The 19789-nt window shown below is 58.1% G+C and carries 24 protein-coding genes; 18 read left to right on the top strand and 6 right to left on the bottom strand.

Features of this window, described 5'->3' with window-relative positions:
* Window positions 1-244 precede the first annotated feature (244 nt).
* The gene (locus tag FHP24_RS11360) at window positions 245-532 is read right to left on the bottom strand and encodes a hypothetical protein (protein ID WP_139676321.1); all 288 of its coding nucleotides are present in this window, start codon (window positions 530-532) and stop codon (window positions 245-247) included.
* Here FHP24_RS11360 and FHP24_RS11355 point away from each other — a divergent pair.
* Window positions 519-1022: a substrate-binding domain-containing protein gene (locus tag FHP24_RS11355; protein WP_139676320.1), complete on the top strand. Its 504-nt coding sequence runs from the start codon at window positions 519-521 to the stop codon at window positions 1020-1022. The genes FHP24_RS11360 and FHP24_RS11355 overlap by 14 nt on opposite strands.
* Before the next feature lie 102 nt (window positions 1023-1124).
* On the opposite strand, the gene FHP24_RS11350 is transcribed toward FHP24_RS11355, so the two are convergent.
* Window positions 1125-2015 (bottom strand): LysR family transcriptional regulator, encoded by an 891-nt coding sequence (locus FHP24_RS11350; protein ID WP_139676319.1) that lies wholly within the window; start codon window positions 2013-2015, stop codon window positions 1125-1127.
* 190 nt (window positions 2016-2205) lie between these two features.
* On the opposite strand from FHP24_RS11350, the gene FHP24_RS11345 reads away from it, so the two are divergent.
* From FHP24_RS11345 to FHP24_RS11280, 14 genes are all read left to right on the top strand, one after another.
* Complete coding sequence (locus FHP24_RS11345; protein ID WP_139676318.1) at window positions 2206-3393, top strand: CaiB/BaiF CoA transferase family protein; 1188 nt, start codon at window positions 2206-2208, stop codon at window positions 3391-3393.
* Entirely contained in the window at window positions 3393-4610 is a 1218-nt protein-coding gene (locus FHP24_RS11340) for a CaiB/BaiF CoA transferase family protein (RefSeq protein WP_139676934.1), read from the top strand. The genes FHP24_RS11345 and FHP24_RS11340 overlap by 1 nt, the downstream gene beginning before the upstream one ends.
* A gap of 26 nt (window positions 4611-4636) precedes the next feature.
* Window positions 4637-5800 carry an acyl-CoA dehydrogenase family protein gene (locus FHP24_RS11335; protein ID WP_139676317.1) on the top strand — a complete coding sequence of 388 codons (1164 nt, stop codon included), beginning with the start codon at window positions 4637-4639 and terminating at the stop codon, window positions 5798-5800.
* Between the two features lie 13 nt (window positions 5801-5813).
* Window positions 5814-6239, top strand: a complete 426-nt coding sequence (locus FHP24_RS11330; protein ID WP_139676316.1) for a MaoC/PaaZ C-terminal domain-containing protein — start codon at window positions 5814-5816, stop codon at window positions 6237-6239.
* Window positions 6240-6243: 4 nt separating this feature from the next.
* Window positions 6244-6678: a MaoC family dehydratase gene (locus FHP24_RS11325; RefSeq protein ID WP_139676315.1), complete on the top strand. Its 435-nt coding sequence runs from the start codon at window positions 6244-6246 to the stop codon at window positions 6676-6678.
* A 21-nt stretch (window positions 6679-6699) separates the two neighbouring features.
* Complete coding sequence (locus FHP24_RS11320; RefSeq protein ID WP_246091705.1) at window positions 6700-7641, top strand: dihydrodipicolinate synthase family protein; 942 nt, start codon at window positions 6700-6702, stop codon at window positions 7639-7641.
* A 10-nt stretch (window positions 7642-7651) separates the two neighbouring features.
* The gene (locus tag FHP24_RS11315) at window positions 7652-7945 is read left to right on the top strand and encodes a DUF4286 family protein (protein WP_139676313.1); all 294 of its coding nucleotides are present in this window, start codon (window positions 7652-7654) and stop codon (window positions 7943-7945) included.
* Between the two features lie 115 nt (window positions 7946-8060).
* The gene (locus tag FHP24_RS11310; protein WP_139676312.1) at window positions 8061-8900 is read left to right on the top strand and encodes an ABC transporter substrate-binding protein; all 840 of its coding nucleotides are present in this window, start codon (window positions 8061-8063) and stop codon (window positions 8898-8900) included.
* A gap of 128 nt (window positions 8901-9028) precedes the next feature.
* Window positions 9029-9730, top strand: a complete 702-nt coding sequence (locus tag FHP24_RS11305) for an amino acid ABC transporter permease (RefSeq protein WP_139676311.1) — start codon at window positions 9029-9031, stop codon at window positions 9728-9730.
* 21 nt (window positions 9731-9751) lie between these two features.
* Window positions 9752-10522, top strand: a complete 771-nt coding sequence (locus FHP24_RS11300; protein ID WP_139676310.1) for an amino acid ABC transporter ATP-binding protein — start codon at window positions 9752-9754, stop codon at window positions 10520-10522.
* Between the two features lie 66 nt (window positions 10523-10588).
* Window positions 10589-11347, top strand: a complete 759-nt coding sequence (locus FHP24_RS11295; RefSeq protein ID WP_210237823.1) for an HpcH/HpaI aldolase family protein — start codon at window positions 10589-10591, stop codon at window positions 11345-11347.
* A gap of 2 nt (window positions 11348-11349) precedes the next feature.
* Window positions 11350-11757 (top strand): DUF3830 family protein, encoded by a 408-nt coding sequence (locus FHP24_RS11290; RefSeq protein ID WP_139676309.1) that lies wholly within the window; start codon window positions 11350-11352, stop codon window positions 11755-11757.
* A 30-nt stretch (window positions 11758-11787) separates the two neighbouring features.
* Window positions 11788-13197, top strand: coding sequence for a dihydropyrimidinase (gene hydA, locus FHP24_RS11285; RefSeq protein WP_139676308.1), 1410 nt, complete (start codon window positions 11788-11790; stop codon window positions 13195-13197).
* A gap of 39 nt (window positions 13198-13236) precedes the next feature.
* The gene (locus FHP24_RS11280; RefSeq protein WP_139676307.1) at window positions 13237-14199 is read left to right on the top strand and encodes a dihydrodipicolinate synthase family protein; all 963 of its coding nucleotides are present in this window, start codon (window positions 13237-13239) and stop codon (window positions 14197-14199) included.
* A 277-nt stretch (window positions 14200-14476) separates the two neighbouring features.
* Here FHP24_RS11280 and FHP24_RS11275 read toward each other — a convergent pair whose 3' ends face one another.
* The 4 genes from FHP24_RS11275 to FHP24_RS11260 are packed head-to-tail and all read right to left on the bottom strand — an operon-like array spanning window position 14477 to window position 17402.
* A complete protein-coding gene (locus FHP24_RS11275; protein WP_139676306.1) occupies window positions 14477-15004 on the bottom strand; it encodes a lipocalin family protein in 528 nt (175 codons plus the stop codon).
* 21 nt (window positions 15005-15025) lie between these two features.
* The gene (locus tag FHP24_RS11270) at window positions 15026-15571 is read right to left on the bottom strand and encodes a hypothetical protein (RefSeq protein ID WP_139676305.1); all 546 of its coding nucleotides are present in this window, start codon (window positions 15569-15571) and stop codon (window positions 15026-15028) included.
* The gene (locus FHP24_RS11265; protein ID WP_139676304.1) at window positions 15568-16599 is read right to left on the bottom strand and encodes an SAM-dependent methyltransferase; all 1032 of its coding nucleotides are present in this window, start codon (window positions 16597-16599) and stop codon (window positions 15568-15570) included. The genes FHP24_RS11270 and FHP24_RS11265 overlap by 4 nt, the downstream gene beginning before the upstream one ends.
* Entirely contained in the window at window positions 16596-17402 is an 807-nt protein-coding gene (locus tag FHP24_RS11260; RefSeq protein ID WP_394344614.1) for a DUF1295 domain-containing protein, read from the bottom strand. Before FHP24_RS11260 ends, FHP24_RS11265 begins: the two co-directional genes overlap by 4 nt.
* 185 nt (window positions 17403-17587) lie before the next feature.
* Here FHP24_RS11260 and FHP24_RS11255 point away from each other — a divergent pair, with 185 nt between their 5' ends.
* The 3 genes from FHP24_RS11255 to FHP24_RS11245 are packed head-to-tail and all read left to right on the top strand — an operon-like array spanning window position 17588 to window position 19669.
* On the top strand, window positions 17588-18847 hold the full coding sequence (locus FHP24_RS11255; RefSeq protein ID WP_139676302.1) for an SAM-dependent methyltransferase: 1260 nt from the start codon (window positions 17588-17590) through the stop codon (window positions 18845-18847).
* A gap of 17 nt (window positions 18848-18864) precedes the next feature.
* Window positions 18865-19215, top strand: coding sequence for a DUF2147 domain-containing protein (locus FHP24_RS11250; RefSeq protein WP_139676932.1), 351 nt, complete (start codon window positions 18865-18867; stop codon window positions 19213-19215).
* A 22-nt stretch (window positions 19216-19237) separates the two neighbouring features.
* The gene (locus FHP24_RS11245; RefSeq protein ID WP_139676301.1) at window positions 19238-19669 is read left to right on the top strand and encodes a DUF2177 family protein; all 432 of its coding nucleotides are present in this window, start codon (window positions 19238-19240) and stop codon (window positions 19667-19669) included.
* Window positions 19670-19789 lie beyond the last annotated feature (120 nt).

The raw sequence follows: 19789 nt of genomic DNA, 5'->3' as shown, positions 1-19789 counted from the left end.
GCAAGCAACGTTCGTAGCCTAAATGAAGTCTCAAATTTCCCAAAGCGGCATTTCCCCACCTGCGGGAATACTCTTCGGATAAATTGCTTGGGACGTTGTCATGGGGCATGTCGCGAGTTTTCATGGCCAACTGCGTATTGACGATCGCTATCGACATTTCGGCTCTCGATGTTACGGAGCATGCCGAGGATTTTGAATGCCATTGCCGAGAAGCTGAAGCGCCACAGGCCAGCCGATCGCAATCTCAAGCGCTCCAGGAGAGCTTATGGCCGAAACCATGCGAATTGTCGGTCAGCTTGACGTAATCGATTTCAACCGCCCAGACTGGCGAGCTGAAAGCCTGCGCGAAAGGGAAACGTTTCCGATAGACGGATAGCGCCTCGTCTTCGGCCTGTCCTTCCAGCAACAGCGCCTTGCCACTGAACTGAATACCCTTGATCTCGTCCATCTGGATCGGCTGTCCGGCGACGGTTCCTGCAACCAGTTCGTTGACCGCGAGCAGTGAAAGCTCGAATACGATGCTGCACGACAAGATCAGGAAAGGCGAGCTTAACCTTGCCGGCGTCGGCGCCGCCCAGTCGCAGGTCGCCCGCATCCCGCTTGGGCCGAGCGAGCCTTTGTCTGTGGTCGCCAATCCGCGGCTGCGGCTGCCCAACCTGACGGAAATGAGCATCGAGCAGGCCTGCAGCCTGCCTTTGGTGCTTGGTGTCGGCCAGCTGAGCATCCATCAGAACTTTGCTCTGGCGGCGAGAGCCAGGGCCATTTTTCTGGCGCCGATCATTGAGGTCGGATCGCTCACGCTGGCAATCGCAATGGTGCGCAATGCCCCGCTCAGTACCATATTGCCGGCTTCGTCGGTGAGCAAGGATGTCGATGCCGGGTTGCTAGTGACCGTTCCGATCAGTCGCGACGAGGTGCCCGGTGCTCTTTCGATCATCTTCTCCGCCGACCGATCCCTGTCAGACGCCGAGCGCACTATCCTGCAGGAGCTGGTCAGCGTCTTCAAGAGTGGACATCCTTAGATGTTTGATCCTGAGGCAATTCCCCTGTCGTCATCAGAATCAAGTTCTGGAGGGGCCGACAGTTCAAGTGCCTTCAGGACCTGAGGAAGCTGGCATTCCGGTTTATCGAAGCCTCTTGGCAACTTCGTCGCGAGCGTATTTCACCAAGGATTTAACGAGACGCTGCTGTGGACGCGATGCTGCGCTTACCGCTGCAAGACTAATCTGTACGCGTGGCCTGAAGGGTAGTACCCGCATTGTGCCGTGCTGTCGGCAGGACGCTGTCAACTCGTCGATGATGGCCACCCCAACACCCTGCTCGACACAATAGCCGGCCACGTTCATGAAGCGGACGTCAACGGTTGGATTAAAGACTACTCGGCTCTTTTGAAACGCTTCCTCGATCAGTTTATTGATACGGCTGCCCGAGCCGGCCTTTATCACCGGCATGCCGTCGAGATCCACGGGGGTGACGAACTGCAGTTTACCTAATTCGCTGTCCGGGGAGAATGCGCAAACCATATCGAGCGCGGCGAGCGGTGTTTGTTCAAGCGACGGTCGAGGATAAGGCTCCATGGCAAAGCCAATATCAGAGACGCCAGTCTCCACATAGTTCAGTACAGTATCCAGCCGGTGCGTTTCCAGCGCGACTTCGACACCCAGATGGTTCGTCAGGAAGCGGGAAATTACTTGCGGCATCAGCGATTCCGAAAGCTCCGCTGTTGCAGCCACCCGGATCCGTCCCTTGCGTCCAGCCTTCAGATAGGCAGCCGTCTGCATGACCGTATCACGCATCAGGAACAGCGGTTCCGCTTCACCGAGAAGAACCTGCGCTTCCGGCGTTGGAATGAGGCGGTTGTTCACTCTCTCGAATAGGAGAAACCCCAACGAGGCCTCCGCGCTCTTGATCGAATTGGACACAGCAGGCTGCGACATTCCCAGATCCTGTGCTGCCGCAATCGTTGAATGGGTCCTGATCACCGCTGCCAGAATTTCCAACTGTCGTAGATTCATGCCCGCTGCCCACCCTTTGAAAATTTAGGATTTTCAATAGAAACTATTCAAGAAGGATATGAAATCAACAGTTAAAATAATTGAAGGGCATATTGCCATTTGCGAATTCGCAGACCTATCATTGCCTCATTCGAAGGCAACATTCGCCCTTGAGTAAAAAATCACCAGATCCGGAAAGTGACATTCGTCAATGGGCCTTTTGAGCGGCGTTAAGATCCTCAGCTTCAATCACTTTCTGGCCGGCCCGCTTGCCGCACAGACTTTGGCTGATCTTGGCGCGGATGTTATCGCGGTCGAACCGATCGAAGGGGCCTTCCAGCGTAACTGGGCTGTCGCCAATCGTTTCGTCGAGAGTGACAGCGTCAATCATCTTGCGACCGGCCGCAATAAGCGCAGCATCGCGGTCGACCTGAAGAACCCGCAGGGTGTCGCAGCCGTCAAGAAACTGGTCGAAACGGCGGATGTCGTGATGGAGAATTTCCGGCCCGGCACGATGGCGAAACTCGGCCTTGGTTACGAACAGCTAAAGGCTATCAATCCAAGCCTGATCTATGCGGTTGCCACGGGTTTCGGCGGCGATGGCCCCTATCGTGATCGGCCGGGCCAGGATCTGCTTTTGCAGGCAATGTCTGGCCTTGCCGCCAGGACCGGCACTGCCGAAGGCGCACCGACACCGGTCGGCGCCGTCATCGTCGACCAGCACGCGGCTTCGCTTTATGCCATGGCTATCCTTGCAGCGCTTTTCGCCAAGGCGAAGACCGGCGAAGGGCGTCTTGTCGAGGTCAATCTTTACCAGGCCGCAATCGACCTGCAGGTCGAGCCGCTGACGGCATGGCTGAACGGAGCGCAATCGCCGACCTCGCGTGGCCCGGCCGGCATAGCCTCCTGGTTCTCGCCCGGTCCTTACGGCATCCATGCGACGGCCGATGGTCATCTCGCCGTCTCGATGGCGGCACCGAAGGCGCTGGCCAGCGTGCTCGGTATTGCCGCTCTGGAAAATTTTACCGACACGGACAGTTTTGCCCGCCGCGAGGAAATTACCCGGCTTGTCGCCGGAAAGCTGACGGAGAAAACGACCGCCGAATGGCTGCCTCTACTCGAGGCCGGCAAGATCTGGCATGCGCCGGTCCAGGATTATGAGGACCTGCAGGCCGATCCGCAGCTCTCACATATGGGAGCCTTCAAGACGGTCGAGGGCGCCTATGGCAAGGATGTGACGATGGTAATGCATCCGGCCCGTTATAACGGCCAGTCGCCCGAAGTGCGACTGGTGCCGCAGCGGCTCGGCGCCCAGACCCGCGAAGTTCTCGGCGAAATCGGTTACGGCGCTGCCGAGATCGATGCGCTCCTTGCCGCCTCGGCGGTTGGAGCGAAATGATGGCGGGTTCCATGGAAATCGGCATGAAGGTCATCAGCTTCTGTCATTATCTGCAGGGCCCGGCCTGCTGCCAGTATCTGGCCGATATGGGAGCCGACGTCATCAAGATCGAGCCACTCAAGGGTGCCTTCGAGCGCCACTGGTCGGGCGGCAATTCATGGGTGACAGATGTCAGCGCCTTTTCGCTGGCGGTCAACCGCAACAAGCGTTCGATCGCCATCGACGTGAAATCCGAAGAGGGCCTTGCGATCGCCCGCGATTTGATCGCCGACGCGGATGTGCTGGTGGAGAATTATCGCCCAGGCGTGCTTGACAGGCTCGGCCTCGGTTATGAAGCTGTCCGCGAAATCAACCCGGCGATCATCTATGCGTCCGCCTCCGGCCTCGGTGCCACCGGGCCTGCCGCCAAACGGCCCGGCCAGGATCTGCTTATGCAGGCGCGCTCTGGCCTGATTGCCGCCACCGGCGGTGGAGAGGATGGTCCCTCGGTCGTCGGCGCTGCAGTGGTCGATCAACATGGCGGCTCACTGCTCGCCATGGGCATTCTCGGCGCGTATGTCCGCCGCCTGCAGACAGGCGAGGGCGCAAGGGTGGAATCGAGCCTGTTTGCTGCTGCAATAGATCTGCAGGTCGAGGCATTGACGAAATATTACGCGGCTCCGGACCGGGCGAACCGGGTGAAGCGCGGCCGCAATTGCGGTAGCTGGTATCACGATGCGCCTTACGGGCTCTATACGCTGACCGACGCCCGCATCGTGCTTTCGATGAACGACGCCGGAAAACTTGCCGAAGCGCTGGACAGCGACGACTTGCGCGCGCTGCGCTCGATCGACCGTTATGCCGAGCGTGATCGTTATGCCGCCGTCATGGCAGACATTCTTGCGAAACGCAGTTTTTTCCAGGTCGAAAGCGTCTTCAACGAACATGGAGTCTGGTTCGAGCGTGTCCAGTCCTATGAGGACCTGCTGGAGGATCCGCAGGCGAAACATATGGGCGTGTTCGGTGAGATCGACATCAATGGCAAGACGGCCACGCTGATCAATCATCCGCTGCGCTATGACGGGGAGACGCCTGCGATGCGACGCATGCCGCTTTATCCCGGCACGGACAGCCGGGACATCATGACGGAACTGGGCATGTCGGCCGAAAGGCAGGACGCGCTGATCAGAATGGGTGTGATCGGGCAGGCAGAGCCGGCCGAGTTGCATCATGGATAACGCCTTCGGGCCGATTGGAAGACAAGATGATAGACTTTTCACTGACGGATGACAGCCGGCTGCTGGTCGAAACTGTCCGAAAATTCGTGGAGACCGAGGTTCAGCCGTTGGAAGAAGCGACCGAGCACGACGCCCGTATTCCCCCCGAAGAGCTGAAACGCGTCAAGGCGAAGGCGCAGGCACTCGGCCTTTATGCGATGAACATGCCGGAAGATGTCGGTGGCGGCGGTCTCTCCTGCGTCGACCATTGCCTGGTCGAGGAAGAACTCGGCAAGACCTCCGATGCACTGATCCGCCGCGTATTCGGCCAGGTCTATCCGATGCTTCTCGCCTGCGAAGGCGACCAGCGCGACCAATATCTGCTGCCAACCGTTCGCGGTGACAAGATCTGTGCCATGGCCATTACCGAGCCGGGCGCCGGATCGGATGCTGCTTCCATCACCACGACGGCGCATCTCGATGGCGACGAGTGGGTGCTGAACGGTACCAAGCATTTCATCAGCGATGGCGACATTGCCGACTACGTGATCGTCATGGCGCTGACCGACAAGGAAAAGCGCGCTCGCGGCGGCATCACTCTCTTCCTTGTCGACAAGGGTACGGCCGGCTTCAAGGTTGCTCGCAATCAGCCGATGATGGGGCATCGTGGCTACGGTCACGCCGAGCTGGTGTTCGACAATTGCCGCATCCCGGCATCTGCCGTGCTCGGCGAGGTCGGCAATGGCTTCAAGCTGATCATGAAGAGCGTTCTTGAAATTCGCCTGGCCCATATCGGTGCCCGTGCCGTCGGCATGGCGAGCCGTGCGCTCGAAATGATGCGCACCTATGCCGGTGAGCGCAAGCAGTTCGGCCAGGCGATCGGCGATTTCCAGATGGTGCAGAAGCTGATTGCAGACAGCGCAATCGAGATCTTTGGCGTCAAGATGATGGTCTTGAATGCCGCATGGGAAATCGATCAAGGCATGGAACCACGCGACAAGGTCTCGATGATCAAGGTCGCAGCCTCCGAAATGCAGGGCCGTGTCGTCGACCGCGCCATCCAGGTTTTTGGCGGCATGGGCTTCACCAAGGAAGTTCCGCTGGAGCGGATGTATCGCGATGCACGCGTTACTCGCATCTATGACGGCACGTCTGAAATCCACCGCATGCTGATCGCCCGCAGCATGATCAAGAACGGCCTCAATCTCTAAGGAAGACTTCTCAATGACGACGCAATCTCCCCTGATGGCTCCCTTGGCGGTCGGCGCGACCTTTTCCTTCCGCAAGACGATGACGGTCGCAGAACAGGCTATGTTCACCGGCATCAGCGGCAATCTCGGCCCGCTCTACGTTGATGCGCGTGCCGCCGCGAAGGCCGGTGCTGCCGGAATGGTTTCCTTCGAACTTGCCGTCAGCGCTCTTTCCACCACCTGTCTCAACCGTCTCGGTGGCCCTGACCGACGTATCGGCGCGATCGCACTCACCTTCATGGCTCCCGTCATCGTCGGCGAGTCCGTGCAGGCGAGCGCCGAGATCACCGCGATCGAAGGAGATGACGCCGTCTGCAAGATCTCCTGCATCAACAGTGGTACCGGTGAGGAAATCATCGCAGGCACGGCCCGCCTCGTTCCCTTCGCGGCGAAGGGGTGATGCGATGTACGACTTCAAATCCTTCGATGACCTGAATGTCGGAGACAAGGTTGCGATCTCCAAGACAATAACCGAGGCCGACGGCGCGCTCTACATCGCGGCGACGGGCGATTTCGGGCCTGTTCACGTGGATGAGGTTTATGCCGGCGCCACTCGCTTCGGCAAAAGGTTGGCGCCCGGCATCATGGTCGCGGGGCTGTGCACCAGCATCCTGACCAGCGAACTCGTCGGCGTTGTCGGCATATCTATCGAGGATCGCTTCTGGTTCACCGGCCCGGTCGTCTACGGCGACACCATTACGTTCGAAGTCTGGATTGCCGAGAAACGTGAGGAAAACCGCACGATCATCTGGCAGGCGAGCGCCCGCAATGAAGACGGCCTGGAAGTGCTGAAGGCCGAGGCGACACTGAAATTTCCCCGCAAAAAGCCGGCGGCCTGAGAAAGCGACATGAGGACGACGATGAAGACACCGGATCTGAAAGGCCTGACGGTCGCAACGCTTCTCCCCTATCGCGACGATTTCTCGATCGATTGGAACGATTATGCCCGCGTGCTCGATTATTGTGTCGCGCCGGACGGTGTCACCGCCGCCCTCGTCAACGGCCATGCCGGCGAAGGCGGACTGCTGACCGCGGCCGAGCGCCGCGAAGTGATCGAGCGTACCCGCGCCCATATCCCGAACAAGCCGGTTCTTGCGGGGATAATTACGGCCTCCACCGCCGAAGCAATTGCGGAGGCGAAGATGGCCGAGGCGGCTGGTGCCGATTGTGCCGTTCTCTTTCCGCCGGGCCCGCTTGGCGGCGGGGCCTCGGCGACATCGCGTGCACCGGTTGCCTATGTGCGTGCTGTTTCCGAAGCGATCAATATCCCGGTCTCGCTTTTCCAGTATCCGGTCACCTCCGGTTACGGCTATTCGACCGAGACTCTGTGCGAACTTGCTTCGATCAAGGGCGTCATCGCCGTCAAGGAAGGCAGCGATACGATGCTGGCCTATGACGAGAACTGGCGCGCCGTGAAGAAAGCGAGCCCGCATGTGTCGATCCTTGCCTCTAACTATAACTGGTTCCTGCCACAGATGGCGGTTGGTGCCGATGGCATCCTTTCGGGTCTGGGCAGTCTTGCGCCACATCTGTTTGCAGAGCTTTGGCAGGCAAGCGCTGCCGGCGATCTCTCTGCCATGCGCGCTGTCAACGACCGTCTTTACCCGATCGTTCGCGCGATCTACGGACCGTCGCCGCTGATCGACATGCACACGCGCATGAAGACTGGCCTCAAGGCGCTCGGGGTGATCCGTAACGCATCGCCGCGTGCGCCGATGATGCCGACCGAAGAAGGGATTTCCGCCAATATTGCAATGGTTGTCGAAGCTGCCCGCACGGCCGGCGACATCCGGCTGGCTTAAGGAGATCGCGATGCAGGACGAGGCTTTCACCCATATCGTGCGTGTCGATATCGACCCGGAACATGAGGATGCGTTCAACAGATGGTATGTCGAAACGCATTTTCCGGACCTTCTTGCCTGCCCGGGGTGGCTTTCCGCCAAGCGCTTCGTCTCTGTCGGAGACGGTCCGCGTTATGCCGCGATGTATGAGGTGGCCGGCCGCTGGGCTTTCGAGACACCCGAGTTTTCCAAGGTAAAGGGCTTCGGTCCCTTCGAGCCTTATGTCAGGAATTTCACCCGGATCCAGCTTCGTCCAATCGGCTGAGCAGTCGGGTGTCATGCGCTTAGGCCGTCGCCATTTTCCAAGCTGTGGCGGCGGAACAAGGATAAGAAAAAGACAAGACGTGAATTCAAAATTTCACCACTCCGGAGAGAACAACATGATGAAATTTCTTATGAAAGCGAGCGCCGTCGCGACCCTCGTACTTTCGCCTGCCGCCGCCTTCGCTGCCTGCACCGCACCGGTGATCAGCGATGAGAACCTGGTTGAAAAAGGCAAGCTTCAGCTTTCCATCAACCCGACCAACCCGCCGCAGCAATTCATCGACAAGGACGGCAAGCTGCAGGGCCTGAATGTCGAGATGGCTGCCGAATTGTCGAAACGCCTGTGCCTACCGGTCGAACTCGTCCGCATGGACTTTCCGGCGATGATCCCGGCGATGACGGCCGGCCGCATCGACGGCATGAATACCGGCATGTTCTGGACCGAAGAACGCTCCAAGCTGATGTATCTGGTGCCGAACGGTCGCCAGTCGGTCTCCGTCGTCGTGGCACCGGACAGCAAGGAAGCCTATTCCAAGCCGGAGGAACTGCTCGGCAAAACCTCGGCGGTCGAAGTTAGCACCTACCAGATGAACTGGCTGAAGAAGTTCAGCGACGACAGCGCTGCCAAGGGTGCCAAGCCCGTCGAGATGCGCACCTTCCCGACCGCCACCAACGTGGTTGCTGCGCTTCTTGCCGGACAGACGGATAATGCGCTTCTGGTCGACAGCGTGGCACGCGATCTCGTCAGCAAGGGCAGGGTCAAGGAAGTTCTCTCCGGCCTCGGCGCGGCGCGCACCGCCATGTCCTTCCGTAACAAGGCGGTTGCAGAGGCGATCGTCAAGGCAACGACAGAAATGCGCGCCGACGGCTCCTACAAGGCACTGTTCGACAAGTTTGGCCTGACTCCTCTCAAGGATGACGAACCGGTCGAAATCGCTGGTCCCGGTCCTGCCTGATTAGAGCCGGCCTGATTGCAAACAGCTCTCGCGCGCCTGATCATCATCATGCGATTTCAGGCGCGCGAGCTCGATGATCCTAACGATGGCACCGAGATCCCGTGCCGCACGCCCAACAGGAGATGAACGTGCGTTTTTTCGATCCGGCAGCATTCGTCGACTATCTTTTCAATCATTTCCTGATGGGGGGCGTTCTCGTCACCATCGGACTGACCTTGGCGAGTGTCGCCGGCGGCCTCGTTCTCGGCATGATCATCGCGCTGATGAGAATGTCGCAGAATCTCGCTCTGTACGGTTTTGCGCGAACCTATATCTGGTTCTTCCGCGGCACGCCGCTCCTGATCCAGCTCGTGGTCATCTATACCGGCTTGCCGCAGCTCGGTATCAAACTCGGCGTCATCAATTCGGCATTGATCGGCCTGATCCTGCACGAGGCCTCCTATCTGGCCGAGATCATCCGTAGCGGCTTCATGTCCGTGCCACAGGGACAGCGCGAAGCCGCATGGGCGCTCAGCGTCCCCAGGCGCACGATCTTCTGGCGCGTGACGCTGCCGCAGGCTTTCCGTCTGATGATCCCGCCTTTCGGCAATTCGGTGAATTCACTGCTCAAGGCGACCTCGCTTGCCTCGGTCATTTCGGTCGAGGAAATCATGCGGCGTAGCGACATGCTGATGCAGGAGCATTTCCAGATCCTTGAAGTTTATGCCGCCGCAGCCGTCTATTACCTGCTGCTCGTCTCGGTCTGGGACCTGATACAACAGCGCCTCGAAAGCCATTTCGGCCGATCCCTCGACCGCAATGCCAAATCAACCCCTGCCAAACGGCGCTGATTTCCAGAAAGGCAGGTTCCAATGACGAACGATACACATCACGGTCTGGGCGAGAAGGACCAATATGCAGTCCGCATGGAAGCGGTCTACAAACGCTATGGCGATTTCACGGCTTTGACCGAGATCGACCTGAAGGTCGGAAAAGGCGAACGTATTGTCATCTGTGGTCCGTCCGGTTCCGGCAAGTCTACGCTGATCCGCTGCATCAACCATATCGAGAAACATGACGAAGGCCTGATCTTCGTCAACGGCATCGAATTGCAACATAATCCGAAGTCGATCGACCGGGTCAGGCGCGAGACGGGAATGGTCTTCCAGAACTTCAACCTTTTTCCCCATATGACTATTCTAGAAAACTGCGTGCTTGCACCGATGTCGGCGCATCGCCTGTCGCGCAAGGATGCCGAGGATCGCGCCAGGGCGCTTCTGGAGCGTGTCCATATTGCCGACCAGGCCCAGAAATTTCCGGCTCAGCTCTCCGGTGGTCAGCAGCAGCGTGTGGCGATCGCCCGCGCGCTGTGCATGCAGCCGAAAGTGATGCTGTTCGACGAGCCGACCTCGGCGCTCGATCCGGAAATGGTCAAGGAAGTGTTGGAAACGATGAAGAGCCTCGTCGGCGACGGCATGACAATGATCTGCGTGACCCACGAAATGGGCTTCGCGCGCGAGGTCGCCGACCGGGTCGTGTTTATGGACCGGGGCCGGATCGTCGAACAGGCGCCGCCGGACCAGTTCTTTACCGCGCCACAGACCGAACGGGCTCGTTATTTCCTCGATCAGATCATTCACTAAACGGGTATCGAACGAGGCGCCCGAGGATTGTCCGCGCGTCGGAAATAGCTTGATGAGGAAATGAGAATGAGTGTTGAACTCGGCATGGCTGCCTGTGTGTTCAGAAGTGTCGAAATCCTGCCGGTTGCTCGACATGCAGGTTTCGATTTCCTGGTGGCCGATATGGAGCACAGCGCCATGTCGCTTGGCGAGGCGGCGACACTGTGTGTGGCCGGACGCATGGCAGGTTTCCCGGTCTATGTGCGGGTGCCCAAAGCATCGTCCGACCATCTGACACGAGCCGCCGATTGTGGCGCGCGTGCGATCATCGTGCCGCATGTCGACGGCCTTGCCGAGGCGCGTGGCATCGTCGACAAGCTGCGTTTCCCGCCGAAAGGAAACCGCTCGCTGCCGAGCCCTATCGCTGCCGCCTCGTTTTGGCCGGTCCCGGCGGCGGACCTGATCTCGGCGTCCGAGGAAGGGTTCCGTATCTTCGCGATGATCGAAAGCGCGGAGGCGCTTGCGGCGGTCGAGAACATCGCTGCCGTCGATGGTCTTGATGGCGTGCTTATCGGCTCACAGGACCTTGCCCAGTCGCTCGGCCATACTGGCAATCTCACCCATCCTAAAGTCACCGCCGCCTTTTCCCGCATTGCAACTGCGGCACGGGAAAACGGCAAGGTGTTTGGCGTGATGGGCGTGCCGCCGGCGCTGCTTGAATCCCATGCCCTGTCACTTGGCGCCCGATTGATCGTCGTGACCAACGAGATCAACCTTCTCGCGGAAGCAGCAATGGAGTGCGCGACAAGGACAAGACAATATATCGAAGGAGGAAAAACCCGTTGAGCATGTTGAAGATTACCATTGCCGGGGAAACCTTTCCCGCGCGGCTGGAAATGGAAAAGGCGCCTGCCACATGCGCGAGCTTTCTGGCGCGGCTGCCCTTCATGGAACAGGTCATTCACGTGCGTTGGAGTGGGCAGGGCGTCTGGATGCCCCTGGGCGACATGAAATTCGACGTTCCTTATGAGAACGCGACGAGTTATCCCGCGCCGGGCGAGATCATCCTTTATCCGGGTGGCGTCAGCGAGACGGAAATCCTCATCGCTTATGGCCGCGTCAATTTCGCCAGCATGGCGGGGCAGCTTGCCGGCAATCATTTCCTGACGATTACCGAAGGCCATGACCGTCTGGCCACGATCGGCAAGAAGGTTCTGTGGGAAGGTGCCCAGTCCATCGCCTTCGAGCGGGTCTGATTTCAAGAGACCGGCAAAAGGGAGTCTGTCATGAGCGAATTGGATCTTGCGATCCGCGGCGGAACGATTGTCACCGCAAGCGACATGTACAAGGGCGACATCGGTATTTTCGACGGCCGGATCGTGGCAATCTCGGACGAGATCACCGGCGCGCGGCAGGAAGTCGATGCGTCCGGCCTTTGGGTCATGCCCGGTGGCATCGACAGCCATGTGCATATCGCGCAGGATTCCGGGCCGGGCATCGTGATGGCGGACGATTTTGCTTCTGCCACGGCTTCTGCCGCGGCGGGCGGCAATTCGACCGTCATGTCCTTTGCGCTGCAAAAGCGCGGCCAGTCGCTGAGACAGTCGGTCGAGGATTACCGCAAGCTGGCCGAGGGCGAGTGTTTTGTCGATACGAGCTTCCACCTGATCATTTCCGATCCGACGCCGGCCGTGCTCGGCCAGGAATTGCCGGCTTTGGTGAAGGACGGTTATACCTCATTCAAGGTCTTCATGACCTACGACGATCTCGTTTTGAACGATCGAGAGCTGCTTGCCGTCTTCGACGTCGCGCGACGGGAAAAAGCGCTCGTCATGGTGCATTGCGAAGGCTACGACACCATCCGCTTCCTCGCTGAACGGCTCGAACAGGAAGGCAAGGTCGCGCCCTATTATCATGCCGTATCACGCCCAGAAGTGGTCGAACGGGAGGCGGCGCATCGGGCAATCAGTCACGCGCAGCTGGTCGATGTGCCCATCATGATCGTCCACGTCTCAGGAGCAGAGGCGATGGAACAGGTACGCTGGGCACAGCGGCGCGGCCTCAAGGTCTATGCCGAGACCTGCCCGCAATATATCACGCTGACGGCCGAGGATCTCGATGGCCTGGGCATGGAGGGCGCCAAATACGTTTGTTCGCCGCCACCGCGGGACGCCGAGAGCCAGAAGGCGATTTGGGAAGGCCTTTCCCAAGGCGTATTCCAGACTTTCTCCTCGGACCATTGCCCATTCCGCTATGACTCGCCGCAGGGCAAGCTCAATCCCAAGGCACGCTCCTCGTTCCGCTGGGTACCGAACGGCATTCCGGGTGTCGAGACGCGGTTGCCCATTCTATTTTCCGAAGGTGTGTCCAAGGGGCGGATCACACCGCAGACCTTTGTCGCACTTTCGGCGACCAACCACGCGCGGATGTACGGGCTTTATCCGAAAAAGGGTTCGATCGGCATAGGTTTCGATGCCGATATCTGTCTCTGGGATCCAAAGCGCAAGGAGACATTGCGTCAGGAAATCCTGCATCACGGCTCGGACTATACGCCTTGGGAAGGTTTTGAGGTCACCGGCTGGCCTGTCGCCACCTTCGTCCGTGGCAAGATCGTCTATCGCGACGGCGAGGTACTCGGCGATCGTGGGCACGGGCAGATCCTGGCGCGCGGCATCAGCGAATATGTCGGCGCCTGACGGGTCAAAACGCAAACATTGAAAATCGAAGGAAGTATAATGGTGCAGACAGCAGGCCGGGATCACACGTTCGCCGGAATCTTCGCTTCAACCATATGCCCGATGACAGAGACCGGCCAGATTGACATCGACAATCTTGCTGCGCATCTGTCGTCGGTTGCGGGTATCGACGGCATGAGCGGCTTGCTGATCAACGGCCATGCCGGCGAGAATTTTGCGCTGGACCGAGCTGAAAGTGCGGAAGTCGTGAGGACCGCCAGAGCCGCATGCGGCAAAAGCCTGATCGTCGCAGGGATCAATTCCGAACGCACGGATATCGCCGCAGCTCTCGCCGAGGACGCTGCGCGGTATGGTGCGAATGCCGTCATGGTCTTTCCGCCCTTTTCCTGGGCCCTCGGCGCAGACGAGCGGTTGATCGTTGAGCATCATCGGGCCGTTGCGGCCGCTTCCGGTCTGCCGTTGTTCTTGTTCCAGGGCTCCGTCGGTTCCGGAAAGACAGCATTTTCGACAAGCATTTTGACAAAACTCCTGGAAATCGAAAGTGTCGTCGGCATCAAGGAAGGCAGCTGGGAAACCGCGGCCTATGATTTGACGCGGAGGCTTTCCAGGAAGCTGCGCCCGGATGTCGCGGTCATGGCATCGGGCGACGAGCATCTGTTCACCTGTTTTGCGATCGGCAGCGACGGCAGTCTTGTCAGCCTCGCCGCCGTCGTGCCGGAACTGATCGTTGCGCTCGACCGGGCCATTCTCCGTGGCGATCTTGCTGTGGGACGAGAGATCCATGAAAAGCTTTATGTTCTTGCTCGAGCAGTTTACGGTGCGCCAGGCCATCTCGCTACGTTGCGACTGAAGACATGCCTAAAGCTTCTGGGCCGCATTCCTACCGTAAAATCCCGTACGCCAATCTTGGAGCTTAATCCCGCTGAGGTGCTTGAACTCGTGGCGGCGCTTAAAACGGCTGGCTTATCGGCAGATTTGGAAGCTGCAAAATCGTGCGGATAGCCAAGCTGCGAACTCGCGAAAAGCTGCTTTCCGGCTTGCCGGGACAACCCGCAATGGCTTTCGGCATGGCCGCAATCCTGCCGATACTCATGGGCGGTACGGCGTTTACACTACTTCCGACCCTTCCTCGAAACAGTAATCGAGGTTGACGTGAATACGGCTTCTGTATTGGGGGAACTCGTAGCCGGCTTTATACCCACTTGTCATGTCGAGATGCGCACCAGGGCAACCAACAGAATGTATCGGTCATCCTGTCAGGCCGAACCTGGGCAGGCATTTACGGTTCGGGAAACTCCAGTTTGCGAACGTCATAACCAAGCTGGCTTGCCTTTCGGACCATTTTCTTGAGTTTGGCTTTGGACGGCACGGTGCGGGCATAAATCCAAAGATTGGTCAGGTCAGGATCGGCACTGATGAACCAGGTCTTGTCCGGCGATTTATAAAGAACCCAGTAGTTGAATGTAATCAAAAGCGGATAGCGAACACGCATCCTTGCCTTGTCTTTATCAAAATCGAGTATGCGCCCTGTCCCATGCACTGTCTTCAATCTGCCTTCCGGATTGCCGACACGGCATCCGTCCTCGACGAGCACCTCATCTGGTGATTTTCCGCGGCGATAGGACGAATAACCGGCGACACAGCCATCGGTTAGCCACATGGGCCGTCGGCCGATTTCCAGCCATCTCCCGCGATAATGGTCGGTGCCGACCTCAACCACTTTAGGCTCGGCTGCCGCGGTAGTGTAAGGAGCAAGTGTTCCGGCGAGCCAGAAAAAGCCGATGAAGCATTTCCAGAAGTCCCGCATGTCATCCTCCCGTTTCTTTGCCTAACAATTCTTGCTGCTCGTGGGTTCTGCTCTCACGCCTGCGTATCTCATGGCGATGAAAGCCATCAGGCATGCAACCGCGAAAATGTTGAGATCGATAAGCACGGCAAGATCGGCATCACTCCAGCCATGGAACGACGATCCGCCGGTATGGTTTGATAGAAGGAAGACGGCGAAGACGAATGCTGCCAAGCCGCGCTGGATCCACTTCTCCTCCGTTCGAAAGGAAACCGCGACGAGCATGACGCAAGCGCCGAAGAACAATTCTGTCCCAGAGCCTTGGCCGAACAAGTGCGTCTCGAATACGGTGTCAAACGTCCCGACAATGGGAAGCGCGGCCCGTGCCATCATTGGAGACCGTCTGGCAAGGAACGGGATTGCCAGAAAGATCGGAGCGGCAAGCAGCGAGCCAAGCGATGCGACGAAACCGTGACCGACGAGATACCAGACATAGAGCGGATAGAAGGGTTTGTTCAGAAAGATGACCCAGGCGACAGTGACAGTCGCCTGGGTCAAAGGATCGAGAGGCGACCGCTGCGCACTCATGACCTTCTCGGTTTCAGCAGATAATGGCCGACGCCCCAGATGTCGCCGTTCTCGTGACCGAAAAGCCCGGCAGTTGCGAGGAAGAAAAGCCGCCAACGGCGTAGCCAGAGGTGGGCATCCTTATCATAGACCTCCGCGAAGATCGGCCGGACTCGATCAATTTCGCGGTCGAAATTGGCGAGCCAGTCTAGCGCTGTCCGACGATAGTGGGTTCCAGACCACCGCCATTCCTCATCGACCGTGAACAGATCCGGAAAGCGATGAGGCAGATCGTGTGCCGGCATGATACCGCCAGTGAAGAAATGATGCGCGATCCAGTCAGACGGGTCATCGCGATCGAAGCGGTAAGAGCGGTCCCTGTGAGTGAAGACATGCAGAAAGAGCCGTCCCTCCGGCTTCACCCAATCGTGGGCACGTTCAAAAAGCTTCCGCCAGTTCGACATGTGCTCGAACATCTCGATCGAGACCACACAATCGAAGCGTTGATCGATTGCAAAGTCGTTCATGTCGGCCGTCATCACCGAAAGATTCGTCAGCCCGCGTTGATTGGCCGTCGCTAGGATGAAGGCGCGCTGAGACGCGGAGTTGGAAACGGAAACGATGCGCGAGTTCGGGAATTGCGATGCCAGATAAAGCGAAAGCGAGCCCCAGCCGCAGCCGAGTTCCAGGATCGTCATTCCGTCTTCAATTGCTGCATGCTTGACGGTTTCGGCCAGTGCATAAACCTCTGCCTCCTTCAGTGTCGTATGCTCGGCCGGATAGAGGCAGCAGGAGTATTTTCGGCTTGGTCCCAGAACCCGAGAAAAGAAAACTGCGGGTACCTCATAATGCTGGCGGTTGGCTTCATCCGAATGGATCGCAACAGGATATTGGTTCATCGCATCAACAAACAGACTTTCCTGGTCGGCAGGCGTAGCTGCCAGGCGGCGCTTCGTACGAGTACAGAGAAAGTCGATACCCGCGAGCGTCATGCCGTCAGTCAGTGGTGCCCGTTCGGCAGTGTTTATAGCAAAGGCCAGCATGTTCATTTCAACTCTCCTTCCGGGTGGATATCTTGCTTTCTGGGGCCGGGGAAAAAGGCATTGACGCGTTGCTGCAGGGCGTGGAATTTCTTGCCACGCGAGCGCAGCATATGTTCTTCAAGAGGCGGAATGCCGGACACATGCACTAGCAGCCAGTACATGAGGAGAGGAGCCAACAGCGACAGCCAGCCTACGATGGATGCTGACGCCGCAAACAATACCCAGCAGCACCAGAACATCCATTCGAAGAAGTAGTTCGGGTGGCGCGAATATCGCCAAAAGCCTGTTTCGCAGACCTCGGTCTTCGCTTGGGGCGTCTTTCGAAAGTGACGCAACTGCAGGTCAGAGATTGCTTCGCCTGTGAGCGCAAGGACAGCGATAATAATGGCGAGAACGTCAATGACGCGCGGGAAGCTAGCTTCGTTCGTGGCTGCCGAATAGACAGCCAAGACAAGGATAAACGCGGCGATCGCCTGGATCTGCAGAAAAACGAACAACCGCCACGAGGCGCCGTCACCCCACTCTTCGATGAACTTCGCATAACGTGGATCTTCGCCGGAAGCTCTGGTTCGCGACCCTATATGGCCACCCAACCTGAGGCCCCAGGCAGCGACGATCATCAGAACCGCGATGCGCCGATCAGGATCTCCATGCGCGAAGACAGCGGCGATGCTTCCGCCGACACCGACTGCGAATGACCAGATCGTATCGATCCAACCACTCAGACCTGTTGTTCGCTGGACCGCCCATGCACCGGCCATGGCCAGCGACAGCCAGAATGCAATGACGATCAGCAGAAGCATGTCCATAGGCTCCTCGCAAAGCAAAGTCTCGACGTCTTTCGTGAGATCTACGAAGAAAACGCGCATCCAGTTTCATCCCGATCATAAAAAATCAGAAATTTGTGTTCTTCCGCGAAACTAAAAGCCGGAAACGCTCGTAGCCTCTTGCAGATGCATCGACGCAATCTTCGCAACAGATGGAGGGAGAAGGCATGAGCTGGCCAGATGAGGTCACCGGAACGCAGCTTGAACTTTCTCAGGCACCCGCAGAATTTGGTTGGGCAGGCACCATGCTTGCGCGGTTTCTGGCGGATATAAGCCACGGCCATATCAAGATTGTGCTTCCATCCGGCCAGGTCATCAACAAACAAGGTTCCTGCCCAGGCCCCGAGGCGATCATCCTGATCCGAAATTGGCGGATGTTGCGCCGGATGATCGCAGCAGGCGATATCGGATTTGCCGAAGGTTTCATCGAAGGTGACTGGACCACTCCCGATCTGACTTCAGTCATTCGGTTTGCAGCCGGAAATAGCAAGGCGCTAGCGCCAGCCATTGAAGGCAGCCTGCCTATGCGTGTTCTCAACCGCATAAAGCATCTGTTTCGCGCCAACACGAAGCGTGGCAGCCGCAAGAACATCGAGGCGCATTATGACCTCGGTAATGACTTCTATGCGCTTTGGCTTGATGCCTCCATGCTTTACTCCTCTGCAATCTTCGACGAGACGACACGAACATTGGAGGAAGCGCAAAAGAAAAAGCTGTGCCGGATCGGCGAGAAGCTTAAGCTTACAGGCGGGGAATCCGTTCTTGAGATCGGCTGCGGCTGGGGAGCGCTTGCCACACATCTGGCGAAGGTAAAAGGTGTAAAGGTGACCGGGATCACCTTGTCGCCTTCGCAGCTTTCCTGGGCCAAGGGTGCCACTGAGCAATCCGGATTATCGGGGGACGTGACGCTTCGGCTTCAGGACTATCGCGATACCGATGGTCAGTTTGATCGCATTGTCTCTATCGAAATGTTCGAGGCCGTCGGCGAGGCCTATTGGCTAAGCTATTTCAATACATTGAAGCGTTGCCTGAAGCCCGGAGGCAGTGCGGTTCTGCAGATCATTTCGATAGAGGAAGAGCGGTTCAAGACCTATCGCGGCGGCACCGACTTCATCCAGAAATACGTGTTTCCGGGCGGCTTCCTGCCATCGGACAATGCCTTGTCGGAATCGGTTGCGGCGGCGGGATTGAGGGTGCGTGAGATAGAGCATTTCGGCACATCATACGCGCGGACATTGGCGGAATGGCGAATTCGTTTCGAGGAGTCTTGGCCACAGATTGCCGCGCTCGGTTTCGACGAGCGATTTCGGCGTTTGTGGCTCTACTACCTTTGCTACTGCCAGGCGGGTTTCGAGGAGGGGACGATCAATGTCGGGCTCTACACGATTGAGCACGCATCAGAGCAGCAGGAAGGAGGCCTGTCGTGAAAAAGATAAGCGTTGTGATGATCGTCACTTGCCTGACGTGGGGAACGGTGGCTTGCGCCGCCGACATCGGTGGCCAATGGGCGCGTGGCGATGGCAACGCGAAGGTAACGATCGCGCCATGCGGATCCGACATCTGCGCGACGAATACCTGGATCAAACCGGGTACGCCGAAGGAGAAAGAGGGCGACAAGCTGGTCATGAGCATCAAGCCTGATGCGGATGGTGTCTATTCCGGGAGTGCCTTTGATCCGCAGCGCGACTTGACCTACCGGCTTACGGTGACGGTCAAGGGCGACAGGATGACGACGAAGGGCTGTATTGTCGCCGGTCTGTTGTGCAAGGGCATCGAGTGGACCCGCATCGATTGAGTGTGGTCGAAAGGAAATGCCGATGAAGAGGTATCTTGTCGCCTATTTCGTGACGTTGGTCGTGATGGTCTCGATCGACGCCGTATGGTTGAGCACTATGGCCGATCGTCTTTACCGCCCGGTGATGGGGGACATGCTTGCGACCGATTTCCGGCTGTTACCGGCGATAATCTTTTATTTGATCTATCCCGCTGGACTGGTCTTTCTCGCAGTTCGGCCCGCACTCAGGGAGAGGGCTCTTAAGGCTGCAATCCTGTCGGGTGCTGTGGTAGGTTTTGTTGCCTACTCCACCTATGACCTGACCAATCAGGCGACATTGATCCGCTGGTCAACGGTGTTGACGATCGCGGATCTTTGCTGGGGCACCTTCCTGTCCGCCGTCGCGAGTGGTGCCGGTTACTGGATGACCGAGCGTCTGTTCGCCGGCTCGACTTCGGGACGGCCCACGCCCTGACCGTATCGCGGATCCATGATGGCTCCATGGCGATGGCGTTGACGGGTAGTAAGCCTACCTCGCTTGGAGCCTTTGAAGCAGGAACAGATAGCGAGCTGTCATTGGGCAGGTGTCTATCTT

It is taken from the genome of Aliirhizobium smilacinae, from assembly GCF_006335145.1.
In the GTDB taxonomy this organism is placed as follows: domain Bacteria; phylum Pseudomonadota; class Alphaproteobacteria; order Rhizobiales; family Rhizobiaceae; genus Neorhizobium; species Neorhizobium smilacinae.
Note: the sequence above shows the minus strand (reverse complement) of the source record. Positions and strands in the feature narration are given on the sequence as shown.